At 66.1% G+C, this 11,793-nt stretch carries 12 protein-coding genes; 8 read left to right on the top strand and 4 right to left on the bottom strand.

Annotation, left to right across the window (positions count from 1 at the left end; translation table 11 throughout):
• Positions 1-140: 140 nt before the first annotated feature.
• The 6 genes from ONR57_RS08970 to ONR57_RS08945 all read left to right on the top strand — a co-directional run bounded on the left by ONR57_RS08970 (position 141) and on the right by ONR57_RS08945 (position 2,236).
• Positions 141-488 carry a DUF3846 domain-containing protein gene (locus ONR57_RS08970; RefSeq protein ID WP_265122884.1) on the top strand — a complete coding sequence of 116 codons (348 nt, stop codon included), beginning with the start codon at positions 141-143 and terminating at the stop codon, positions 486-488.
• Positions 489-510: 22 nt separating this feature from the next.
• Positions 511-780: a hypothetical protein gene (locus tag ONR57_RS08965; RefSeq protein ID WP_265122882.1), complete on the top strand. Its 270-nt coding sequence runs from the start codon at positions 511-513 to the stop codon at positions 778-780.
• A 331-nt stretch (positions 781-1,111) separates the two neighbouring features.
• The gene (locus ONR57_RS08960) at positions 1,112-1,321 is read left to right on the top strand and encodes a hypothetical protein (RefSeq protein WP_265122881.1); all 210 of its coding nucleotides are present in this window, start codon (positions 1,112-1,114) and stop codon (positions 1,319-1,321) included.
• Entirely contained in the window at positions 1,318-1,554 is a 237-nt protein-coding gene (locus tag ONR57_RS08955) for a hypothetical protein (RefSeq protein ID WP_265122879.1), read from the top strand. Before ONR57_RS08960 ends, ONR57_RS08955 begins: the two co-directional genes overlap by 4 nt.
• Positions 1,551-1,679 carry a hypothetical protein gene (locus tag ONR57_RS08950; protein WP_265122878.1) on the top strand — a complete coding sequence of 43 codons (129 nt, stop codon included), beginning with the start codon at positions 1,551-1,553 and terminating at the stop codon, positions 1,677-1,679. The genes ONR57_RS08955 and ONR57_RS08950 overlap by 4 nt, the downstream gene beginning before the upstream one ends.
• 119 nt (positions 1,680-1,798) lie before the next feature.
• Positions 1,799-2,236, top strand: coding sequence for a hypothetical protein (locus ONR57_RS08945; RefSeq protein ID WP_265122876.1), 438 nt, complete (start codon positions 1,799-1,801; stop codon positions 2,234-2,236).
• On the opposite strand, the gene ONR57_RS08940 is transcribed toward ONR57_RS08945, so the two are convergent.
• Together ONR57_RS08940 and ONR57_RS08935 are read right to left on the bottom strand one after the other, a co-directional pair.
• The gene (locus ONR57_RS08940) at positions 2,218-2,712 is read right to left on the bottom strand and encodes a hypothetical protein (RefSeq protein WP_265122874.1); all 495 of its coding nucleotides are present in this window, start codon (positions 2,710-2,712) and stop codon (positions 2,218-2,220) included. The genes ONR57_RS08945 and ONR57_RS08940 overlap by 19 nt on opposite strands.
• Positions 2,712-3,113, bottom strand: coding sequence for a hypothetical protein (locus ONR57_RS08935; protein WP_265122872.1), 402 nt, complete (start codon positions 3,111-3,113; stop codon positions 2,712-2,714). The genes ONR57_RS08940 and ONR57_RS08935 overlap by 1 nt, the downstream gene beginning before the upstream one ends.
• A 374-nt stretch (positions 3,114-3,487) precedes the next feature.
• Here ONR57_RS08935 and mobF point away from each other — a divergent pair, with 374 nt between their 5' ends.
• Together mobF and ONR57_RS08925 are read left to right on the top strand one after the other, a co-directional pair.
• Positions 3,488-7,708 (top strand): MobF family relaxase, encoded by a 4,221-nt coding sequence (mobF, locus tag ONR57_RS08930; protein WP_265122886.1) that lies wholly within the window; start codon positions 3,488-3,490, stop codon positions 7,706-7,708.
• A 102-nt stretch (positions 7,709-7,810) separates the two neighbouring features.
• A complete protein-coding gene (locus tag ONR57_RS08925; RefSeq protein ID WP_265122870.1) occupies positions 7,811-9,334 on the top strand; it encodes a toll/interleukin-1 receptor domain-containing protein in 1,524 nt (507 codons plus the stop codon).
• A 286-nt stretch (positions 9,335-9,620) separates the two neighbouring features.
• On the opposite strand, the gene ONR57_RS08920 is transcribed toward ONR57_RS08925, so the two are convergent.
• Together ONR57_RS08920 and ONR57_RS08915 are read right to left on the bottom strand one after the other, a co-directional pair.
• Positions 9,621-9,998 (bottom strand): DUF4913 domain-containing protein, encoded by a 378-nt coding sequence (locus ONR57_RS08920; protein WP_265122868.1) that lies wholly within the window; start codon positions 9,996-9,998, stop codon positions 9,621-9,623.
• Positions 9,995-11,785 (bottom strand): type IV secretory system conjugative DNA transfer family protein, encoded by a 1,791-nt coding sequence (locus ONR57_RS08915; protein ID WP_265122867.1) that lies wholly within the window; start codon positions 11,783-11,785, stop codon positions 9,995-9,997. The genes ONR57_RS08920 and ONR57_RS08915 overlap by 4 nt, the downstream gene beginning before the upstream one ends.
• Positions 11,786-11,793: the final 8 nt, after the last annotated feature.

The raw sequence follows: 11,793 nt of genomic DNA, 5'->3' as shown, positions 1-11,793 counted from the left end.
GCCCGCCCTCGGGCTGCGCGGACCCGTCGCCCTGATCCGGGACGCAATGACCCGCGAGCAAGCGCAGCGCATCGCCGCGCAGGTCCGCAACGACCTTGCCCGCACCGCCTAACCACCCACCGAAACGGAAGGAAACCACTGTGCACGGTCTGCTCATCGGCACCGACGGCACCGCCAAGGTTATCGACCTCACCGAGAAAGGAAACAGACTCGCCACACTCCGGCACTACTGCGCCAGCGGCGGCACCGTCGACGTCGTCCAGCTCACCAGCCAGCTCGACATGTGGGTAGACGACGAAGGCATCTACACCGCCGACATCAACCTCGCCGCGACACGCATCGCGCAGCGATTCGGCCACCTCCACCAGTCCTACTACGGGCCAGCGATGCTCACCGGATTCACCAGCGACGGCGATACCACCGGACTGAGCATCGCCCAGGCTCACCACCTCATCGACCTCGCCAACACCCCCAGCAGTCACCACTAACACCGGCGAAAGGGCCGAAGGAATGATCGCAACACTCATCACCACCGACGGGGTGTACCGGCAGCTGCCCGACAGCAGCCACGACACCATGCACGCCCACATCGGCGCCGCGTGGGACATGCTCACCCTCACCGACACCACCGACATGTGGATCAGCGACGACCCGCACCACGCACACACCCTCAACACCGAAGCCACCACCATCGCCCGCGGCAAAGGCTTCGACACCGACATCCACGGCGCCGTCATCGTCATCACCACACCACGCCCGGCGCTCGCGCTCGTGCACTAACAGACAGTCCCGTACCAGGACGCTCACCCCGGTACGGGACCACCCCACGGAAACTCTCACGAAACCGGAAGGGCACACATTGTCTATCACACTCGACCAGATCCAGGCCCAGCTCAAAGGACGTCACCCGCGCGAACCCGCGCATCGACTACGAGGAACTAGCGTGCGCGTTCGCTGACCCCTACGGCCCCCGACCAAAGACGAACATGCGTGCCGACCTGATCAGTGAACTCGCCACCGTATTCGAGGGAACCCGCACCCACTAGCTACACCGCACCGTGCCGGGGACAGCACGCCCCGGCACGGCCGCCCGGCGAAAGACGGACTCACCATGCGCACGTACCGAGTGATCGACAAACCCACAATCCGGCGCACCAAGTTCTGGACTGGCGCCCACGTGCACTACGGCTTTTGGACCGTCAGCGTGCTCGTGCAGTTCACCGGCCACCCCGATGTGACCATGCTCGGTGGCGAGCACGACACCTGGCAAAGTGCCATCAGCGAAGCCCGAGACCTGATCACACAGGGGACCCCAGCATGACCGGGAGTGACACGTCATTGTTCCCGGACTGTGTACTGCCCGGATGCACCCGCCCCGTCACCCAGTTCGGTGACGCCTGCACGGCATGCGTCACCGCGTTCGGCCCGATGCTGCGCCCCGGCGGCACTCCCGTCACCGAAGACGAGATCCGCGACCGCGACACCATCACCCGCGCGATCTACGCCTACCGCGCCATGACCGCAACGACTCAGCCGAGAAAGCGAACACCATGAACACCTACTCCGTGCGCATGCACGAAACCTTCATCCACACCTTCACCATCCGCGCAGAGACAGCGGAAGAAGCCGAAGACAACCGAACGCGCCACCGGCCACGACTGGACCGGCGCCACACTTGACGTGTGCGAACGCGACGCCACCGCGACACAGCGTTTAGCGTGACCGCGGGATTGACGCCGGGGACCATCGAGGTCCCCGGCCTCACAGCGCGCACTCTGGCAGGAAGGAACACTTACCCGTGCGAGGCTGGATACGCCGCATCCAGGACATCAGACTGCTCAGCAGCGAACTCAGCGCCGAGAAGCTCACCGCCGTCGCAGGCACCATACACTGTGACACGTGGGTGCGTGAATTCGCGCGACTGCAACATGTCCGGGACACGAAATCACCGATCTGGCACTGCCACATCACCCCAGAGACTGGCACGCTCACTCGCCGCCAGTGCACCATGCTCGCGGATCTGATGGAACGCACACAGCGCTACACCGGATGGCCATGGATCGCGCTGACCGACGGCGCAAGTGTCCACCACATCGTCTGCCGTGTCCGCGCAGACGGGACACTGCGGCGACCCGAACACGCCACCTGGCGGCTGCGGGATGTCATCACCATGATGCACGCGAACAAACGCCAGCCACACCACACGGTCGCAGAACCTCAGAACAGCATCGGGTGATCGGTGCCGTGCAGCGCGTCCTGCAACCGTGCCGCATCCCACCCGCCGCGCACCGCATCCCGCACCGCGCGTGAGCGCTGCGCCCGGTCCTCACCCGTTCGGGGCAGCCACCGGTTCCAGCGGCCGCGCACCCGGCCCTTCTCCGCCATATCCCGCGAGTTCTCGCGCGGTGTGCCTGCCACGACGTGCGTGCCCGCGCGCACGCACAGCGGCACATCACACAGGTGCAGGCTCACCCACTCCACCGGCAGTGGCGCACCGCCGTTCGCCAGAATGAGCGCGTACCGGTGCGGGCGCACCGCGCGCTGACGCCCGTCGCGTTTGATCCAGAACCGCCCGTACCCGTCATCACCGATCGCACCAATCCATACCCAGCAGTCATCGACGCCGGGACCGCGAACCACCGAAGACCAGAACCGCGACACCCCCCGGGCGTCGCGGTCCGTATCCACTTCCAGCGGCCGCGGCGGCGCCATCAGGCCGCGCTCTCCGCCGCGGGCTCCTCGCTCGAATCCGCCGCGTCCGCGGCGCTGTTCTTCTTCGTGCTGCGTTTCGTGCCCAGCACAGTCCGCACGTCCTTGGTGGACAGACCGGTAAGCTCCGCGATCGACCCGATCGTTTCCCCGTTACGCTGAAGCGCTTCCAGTGCCGCCCGCTTGGCCTCTTCGAGGCGGGACTTCTTGTCCTCGGCGCGAGCCTTCACCTTGGCGATCTCCCGTTCGATCTCATCGTCAATCTGTGACTCCGTCTCGACCGACTCGAAAAACGAATCGAGCGCCTCAGCGTTTTCCCGGTCCCGGCGCCGCCGTTCGGCGAGCGCTTCCTGAGTCCGCTTGCGCGCCTGCGACCGAGCGGAAACCTTCACGTTTGATGTCATGCACAGCATCATACGAACGACCGCTGACAATCCCACCGGAGCAACACATCTCCGCAACCGTCAACAACAACACAAAGGCGTTAGCTCTCGCGTGAACGGTCGAGAGCTAACGCGACCACGCCGCGAGTGCGAGTTTCCGATCGGCACACCGAGGCTAACACCACCAGCAACACGAGTCCTTCACCGCGCCTCACCGCGCCTCACCGTGCCTCAGCAAGGCACTGCCTTCGCAAATCCTGTCAGCGTTCCCGAACTGTTGCCGACGTCGTTGCGCGCCAGTCCCTCCCGTCTATGTGACGCTGCTCACTCGCAATGTACACACCTCTTGCAGAAGTTCTGACTTTTGGGGAACCGCCCGTAGGATCGCTCGCGTGATGACGGTGCATGTCCTCCACGCGGGTGATGGGTATTCGTATCTATCGCGTTCGGTGGCGTCGCAGGATGTGCAGCGTGAGGCGGGCCAGTCGCTGGCGGGCTACTACCACGCCAACGGGACACCACCGGGGCGGTGGATGGGGTCCGGTGTCGCCGGGCTCGCCGAGTACCGCGGTCAAGTGCGTGCCGAGCGGGTGGTGTCCGGCACGGTCACCGAAGCGCAGATGAAGGCGCTGTTCGGTGAGGGCCTGCATCCCAACGCCGACGCCATCAGCCGCGGGGTCTACGCCGCGGCCACGACACCGCGGGCGCTGCAGCGCGCAGGTAACGAGGTCCTCCACCAGACGAAGCTGGGCAGAAAGTTCCCGGCGTTTAAGAACGAGTCCCGCCTGCGGGACACTCTCGAAGCCGCGGACCGCGCGTTCGCCGACGACCATGGTCGCCCGCCCACCACGGTGGAACGCCGGGAACTGCACCTGACGGCCGCGCGCCCGATCTTCGAAGATGCGAACGGGCGGGCGCCGCAATCGGAGCGGGAGCTGTCCTCGTGGGTGGCGACCGAGACCGCGCGGCACCACCGCTACCCGGTGGCGGGTTTCGACCTGACGTTCACGCCCGCGAAAAGTGTGTCGGTGCTGTGGGCCCTCGGTGATGACGAGGTGCGGCAGGCTGTTGAGGCAGCGCACCGCGGCGCGGTCGCGGACACGATCGAATGGCTCGAACACAACGCCGCGTTCACCCGCACCGGGGACAGCGGCGAGCGGCAGATCAACACCAAGGGCCTGATCATCGCCGCCTACGATCACTACGACACCCGCGCGGGCGATCCGAACCTGCATACCCACTGCGCGGTCAGCAACAAGGTGCAGGGCGCCGACGGGAAATGGCGCTCCATCGACGGCACCGCGGTGTTCAAGCATGGTGTCGCCGCGTCGCAGCGCTACAACGCGCAGGTGGTCGATAACCTGCGCCGCAGCCTCGGTGTCGACACGGTCGAGCGCGCCACCGGTCGCGGTAAGCAGCCGGTGATTGAGATCGCTGGGATCGATGAACGGTTGTGCCGCAGCTGGTCGAAACGCTCGGACATGATCCGCCAGCGCCGCGATGAACTGGTTGCTGAGTACCGCGCGAAGCATGGCTACTCCCCCTCCACAGAGACCGAGTTCCGGCTGCTGCAGCAAGCCAACCTCGACACCAGGACGGGCAAGAACGAGGCGAAATCACTCGCCCAGCATCGCGCCGAGTGGCGCGCGCAGGCCGCGAAGGTCCTCGGCAGCAGCACCCGGATCGACACGATGATCACCACTGCGCTGCGCCCGCAGCAGCGCAGTGGTGCGCGGGTGTTTCAGGGTGTGGAAGCCGAAGCGAAAGCCGTCATCGCCGAGGTGTCCGAGAAACGCGCAACGTGGGCGCGCCCGCACCTCGCCGCAGCGGCCGAAGCACGGCTGGCAGCGGTCGAGTTCCCCACGCCGCAGCAGCGGCGCACCGCGATCGACACGGTCACCGACCGCGCGCTCACGCGTGAATCGGTCACCCTTGAGCCACCCGAAACCGAACCCGTCCCCGAAGCGCTGCAACGCAGCGACGGCGCCTCACAACTGACCCGGCATGGCGAGCAGCTGCACACCTCCACCGCGGTGCTCGACGCGGAAGCACGCCTGCTCACCGCATGCACCGAACCGACCACCGCGTTCACCACCCGCGCGCAGCTCGACACCGCGATCCAGGCACTGGACCGCGAACCCAACGAAGGACAGCGCGCGCTCGCCGCGCACTTCTGCCTCTCCGGTGCCCGCGTCGCGGTCGCGACCGGCGCCGCCGGAGCCGGGAAAACCACCGCGATGAAAGCCGTCGCCGACGCGTGGCAGGCGTCCGGGCGTGACGTCATCGCCCTCGCCCCCTCCGCCGCCGCTGCCGAGAAACTCGGTGAAGAAGTCGGCACCGACGCCAGCACCGTCGCCTCGCTGACCTACCCGTGGCGCGGCCGCATCCCCGGCGTCCCGGCCGGAACACTGACCCGCGATATTGCGCCCGGCACGATGATCCTCGTGGACGAAGCGGCGATGACATCGCTGCACGATCTTGACGCGCTGCGCGCGATCGCCACCGAAACCGGCGCGGTCGTGCGCATGCTCGGTGACCCCGCCCAGCTCGACGCCGTCGAGACCAGCGGCACCCTGCGCCTGCTCGCTGACCACACCAACGCGCCCGAACTGAGCACCGTGGTGCGGTTCGGGAAAGACGAGCTGCAAGCCCGCAATTCACTGCTGCTGCGCGACGGCGACCCCGCCGCGATCGACATGTTCGACCAGCGCGGCTGGCTGCACGGTGGTGACCGCGACACCCTCACCGAAAACGTGGTGCAAGCGCATCTTGCGGACACCGCTCGCGGCCGCTCGTCCATCGTCATGACCGACACCGTCGCGGTCACCAAGCAACTCAACGAACGCATCCAGGATCACCACCGCGGCACCGGACGCGCGGACGCCACCACCACTGTCACGCTCGCCGACGAGCTAGACGCCGGGCGCGGCGACCAAATCGTCACCCGCGACAACAACAAGAACCTTCGTGCCAAAGGCGGCACCCGGCCCGGCTCCCGCGTCATGAACGGTGACCTGTGGACGGTTGAGCAGGTCCACAGCGACGGATCACTGACCGTGCGCCACGCCGACCACCGCGGCTCAGTGAGACTGCCCGCCGAGTACGTCCAGCAATCCGTGGAACTCGGCTACGCCTCCACTGTGCACCGCGCGCAGGGCCTCACCGTCGATGCCGGACACTACCTCACCACCCCAGGCTCGGCGCCGCGCCAGTCCGCCTACGTCGGCCTCACCCGCGGCCGCGCCCACAACATCGCCTACGTCATCACCGATCAGCCCCTCGATCTTGCGACCGAGGGCCAGCACATCCACCACGCGCCCGACACCGAACGCGACCTGCAGCAGCGCCACGCCTGGGGCTACACCACAAGCGACGACGTTAGCCCCGCGGTCGCGGGCATGCGCCGCATCCTCGCCACCGACGCATCCGAACTCTCCGCCACCGAACAGCTGCGCACCGCCCTCGCCGAAGCGGACAGCCCCGAGACCGCGCGGCGCGGCTACGACGCCGCACGAGTCATCCTCCGCGACGCCTACCTCGACCACCTCATCGACCGGTCCCTGCCCTCCACCGTGGTCGCCACCATGCGCGAAGACGACCCCACCGGATACCTCCAGCTGCGCGCCACACTCGCCACGATCCACGACGCACGCCAGCACCCCGAACGCGTGCTCACCGACGCGGTCAACCAGCGTGAACTCCTCACCGCCGCCCAGCCCGCCGCGGTTCTCACCCACCGCATCACCACCCTCACCGGCAGCGACCGCACCACACCAGAAGACGGGCTAGCTCCGTTGCCGCCGCGGCACCCCGGCGCCGACATCGCCCTCGCCGAGTACGCCGCCGTCCTCTCCGACCGGTACGACACCCTTCACGCCCACACCACGATCAGCCAGGACGACCGCGCCGTGCGCGACAGTCTGCTCACCCACCGCGAACGTCTCTACACCGACGGCGAACTCGCAGCCTTTCTCGCCCGCCCCATCGACGCCGACCCGACCGCGCTGCCGCGCAGCAACCCCAGCGGAATCGAACAAGCCGCCCGCGCGGCCGCGCAGCGCTACGACTCGCTGGTGCGCCTCGACCAGCAATGGGAGGCATTCCACCACGCCACGCAGCGAGTCACACCCGCCGCGGCGCACCGCGACGCGCTGCGCCACGAACTCGCCCAGGCACAACAGCAGCGCTCACAGATGGGCAGACTCTCCAGGGGCCGCGCCGAACTCGACGCACGGATCGAACAGCTCCGCAACAAATACACCACTGCGCATAACGCCGCGAAGCAACTTGAACAAGATACCGCCAGGATGCGCCCAGCCCAGCCGCGCCCGCACCGCGACGACCTTGTCCAGGCCCAGCGCGACCGCGACTACACGGCACACAAAGCCAACCGCAGCGCGCCGTCAGCCCAGCGGCACCAGCACTGGAAAAACCAGCAACAACAACGCAAGCAAGCACTGCGCCGCGAACAACAGCGCCGCGACAGCCTTGCGCCAGAGCAGCGTGTCCACGAACAACAGATCCGCGACGAGCTGCGCCGCACCCAGGGGCAGTTCCCGGCATCAGGGGCGGGCGTTAACCCTGAACACATCCGCCACCTCGGACGGGAATTCTAAGATAAGGACGCCGATGACCGGTCCCGAGAGCGCAGTCACCTACAACATGCGCAAGCACTATCGCGGGCCAATTTGTATTTGGTTCGGCTACGCTTGGCCGCCATGACGGCCGCTGGCGGAAAGCATGTGTTCATCTCCTACGTTCGAGAGGACAAGGACGAGGTCGACAAGCTGTGCACGGTGTTCGATGCAGTTAACATCCCCTACTGGAGAGACCTCAAAAACCTCGAACCCGGAGATGCCTGGAAGACGAGAATTCGAGAGGCTATCCGGTCGAAGGCACTGATCTTCCTCGCCTGCTTCTCAAGCAACACCGCGACGAGACAAAAGTCCTACATGAACGAGGAGATCACCGAGGCCGTGGGTGAGTTCCGCAAGCTCGCGCCAGGCGAGACGTGGCTCATCCCGGTCCGTCTACATGACGTGAAGGTGCCCGAATGGGACCTCGGCGCAGGCAGAACGCTCAGCGACCTCAACTTCGTGGACCTCTTTGGCGACCAATACACTGCGAACATCGCGCGGCTAATAACAAAGATCCTGGAGATGATGGGTGGCCCGGCTGCAGACTCAGCCACGGTACGGACAGCGATCAACGAGGCCGCCGACGCGGAGCGGCCGACGCTGCTACGGAGGCTGACCAAAGAGTTGGTTCCTGTCGAGGAGAAGCGGATCGAGATTGACGGAATCGTCTCGCAAGAGGCATCACGGATCGTCAAGGCCATGAAGGACGAGACGCAGTTCCCCATGACGTTGCCACAGGGGATCACCGAACATGACCGCTTGGTGCAGTCGGTCGAGACCGCCCAGCGGTACTGGAAGCTCACCGAGCCCTACTGTTGGTCGTTGCAGGTCGCAGCACGATGGGCCCCGGATGCGCAGACGCTAAAACCCTGGGCGAACGCCATGAAGGCCCTCCACAGCCAGTCCATTGTGATTCAGCCGGGATCGGACGCGCTGGCTGACCTTCGCGCTGTCCCGATTGTCGCCAGCGTGTTCGTCGCCGCGCTCGCCGCCCTTGGCCAGGAAAGGTGGGACAACCTGAGAACGCTGCTCGTAGACGTCGCAGTTCTGAAGTATTCTTCATCAACTGAGAAAACAGCCCTACTCGACGCGGTCTCCCCATTCACGCCATTCCAAAACACGCCGAACGATACAGCGAGCACCCTGGCCCGCACAATTATTGAGGGGGAGGACGCGGAGGCAGCGGCAAAGGCATACATGGAGAAGAAAGCGAGGCGGTATTACACGCCCGTGGCCGAGTGGCTGTTTCGAGCCGTACGCCCAGCGTTTGACGAGCAGTTCGTCAGCGACGACGAGTACGCAGAAAAGTTTGACGAGACCGAAATAATGCTCGGGCTGCTTTCCCAGGACAACCAGTTTATGGCCGCCAAAGCGCGACCCGGCAGCTATTTCCATGGCAGATCGATGTGGTTCGGCCGCTCCGCCTGGCGATCCCGAAATGCTTATATCAGCCCAGTCCAAGCTGTTATTAACGAGATCGAGGACAGGCAGCAGAGGTGGGGGCCACTGCAGGCGGGCCTATTCGGTGGAGACCTCGACCGAGCGCGCAAAGCCGCCGCAGCGTACAACGAGCTGTTCACCCAGTACCGCCAAAACTTCTGGTGAGCGCGGGATTGCGCCTGACTCCGGCCCGCGGTTTGCGGTTGTAGATTTTAGGCTCACCAGCCCCTCTTCGGCATCAACAGTCACGTCAATATCCCGTAAGCCCGCCAAAGACGACGCGGTTTTGCTTCACGCGATTTTGCGTGAACACGTCTCGCCGTGTGCAGTGCCTCAAACTGCCAGATTGAACCCGGTTATCGCGGACACCGCATCCTACTCAGGCTTTCGTGTAGAGGTCGGGCGGTGAATTGTTCCCAGTCGTTTTCGTCGGGCTGGTTTGGAGGTCGGGCTAATCGGTGTCAGCTGATGGGTCGAAGTGTCCCGGAGGGGCCGGGTAGCAGGTCAGCGGCGGCAGCACGGTTCCGGTGGTGCCGCTGATTTGGGAGAAAGGCCCGTGGGTGGCGTCGAGGATGACGCGCAGGTGCGGGTCGCAGTGCTGGATCCACCACCACGACATGGCGGAGGGGTCGTCGGAGGTCCGGGCGTGTTCCCATGCGTGCCAGAGCGCGTGCAGGCGTGCGACGACTTCGTCGTGGCGCCACCATTGCGGGTCCCAGGCGAGTCCGTGGCCGGGCCGCTGGGTGAGGCGGCGCTGGATGACGCGGGCGAGCCACTCGCTGACCCATTCTTCAAGGGTGCTGAACAGGAATTCAGGCGGTTCACTCATGACACTCCTCCATTGGCCGCGGTCTCGCCGTATACGCGCAGGGATTGCACTATGGCGTCTTTATGCTGGGTCTGCTGCCATGACACTTTCGCTGCCAGTACCGGGGCGTGGCCGGGCAGCTCGATGATCGCGCGGTCACGCGGCAGCGCGCCGAGTTCTTCGATGGGCATGATGCGTTCCCGCTTCCAGGACTGCTGCCAGCCGCCGCCGTGCGCGCTGACGCTGCGTGAGGACACCGCGACGTCGTGCTCCCCGATCCTTCTCGAGAGGTCCTCAAGATAGGTGGTGTCGCGGACGTTGCCGCCGTAGATACTGATCGCACCGTTGATCAGGGCTTTCGTCTCGTCGCGGCCCCAGACGAGTTCGGCCTGATCGCGGGACTGGATGAACGTCATCAGCAAAATCCCGCGGGACCCGAAGTGGCTGTACCACTTCGGGAGGTCCCGGATCTTGACGATGTTGGCGGCCTCATCGAGGACACCGACCATCGGGATCGGCAACCGCCCGCCGGGGCAGGCCGACGAGGTTTTCCGGGCGCAATCGAGGACTTGGCCGACAAGCGCGGTGGTGAGCGCGTCAGCGGAGTCCCCGCCCTCAACGGAGAGCACATACAGAGTGTCGGTGGAGGCCGCGAACCCGGAGGGATCGAACTCGGGCCGCTCATGGGCGGGAGGCAGATGCCGGATCAGCGGGTGCCCGCCGGAAACCTTGATGTCCACCCGCGAGGGCGGGGTGATCACGTCAGCCTGAGCGGTGCTGAGAAGACCTTCGAGAAGCTTGCGGGCCATGTCGAACAGGCCGTCGCGCTGCCGGTCGTTAAGGCCCTGCGCGACCCGCACCCGCATCGCGGGCAGTGCGTGCCCGGCGTGGTCGAGCAGCACCGCCGGGGTGTCGTCCTGATCGTGGTGCAGCCAGGTGAACACGTGGATGAGGTCACCCCCGGCCGTGGCGGCCGCGAGCATGTACAGCCACAGCAGGCCCTCCGCGCCGCCGTCAAAGTAGGAATCAACTCGGCTGGTGTCCTGCCGGGACGCGGCCGCGAAGTAGCTGGCGAGGCTGCGGGCGTCTTCCACGGTGCGCACCAGGGTGAGGGGGTTCCACCAGAACGTGACGTGCGCGCGGCCGGTGACGGCTTGCAGGTCCATCAGCCACACGGTGCCGGTCTGTTCGCGGTGCAGCCGGGTGGCGTCGTGCAGATCGCGCTTGTTCGAGGTCGCGATGACCGCGCCGGGCGCGTCCATCAGCGCAGGGATCGCGTAACACGTGGTTTTGCCGGTGCGCTGACCGGCGACACACACTGCCATGGATTCCCAGTCCATCCACAGCGGCATCTCTTTGCCCACGGTGTGCCCTAGCGGCAGGCCCGGGAGGGCTTTTTTCCCGTCGCGGGCCGTCAGTGCCGGTGCCAGCCGCGCGGCAGTTTTCGCGGCCCGTTTCCCGGTGACATTGCGCAGCTGCTGCTGCGGCGCCATCGTGCGGGCCGCGGCATCGACGGAGTGGCTCCTGCCTCCCGCCCGGTGCACCACGGCGAACAGGATGGCGAACATGTAGACGGCCAGAAACAGGGGGGCGAGCACTGTCGCCTGCACCGGCCAGCTCCGCTGCCCCATCGCGAGGTCGATCCCGGCCTGCACGGGATTCCATTCGATCGGCGCCCCGGCGAGCCGCCAGCCCGCCGCCAGCCCGGCAAACACCACCGCCGCGGCGCCGAACAGAAACAGCACCAGCAGCAGCGGCAGCAATGGCTCACCGGAAGGTGCGCGCCGTACCGCAGACTGTGTACCCATCGCTTTTC

The sequence above is a fragment of the Hoyosella sp. YIM 151337 genome, from assembly GCF_026041215.1.
Classification (GTDB): Bacteria; Actinomycetota; Actinomycetes; order Mycobacteriales; family Mycobacteriaceae; genus Hoyosella.
This window is presented reverse-complemented; position numbering and strand designations above follow the sequence as displayed.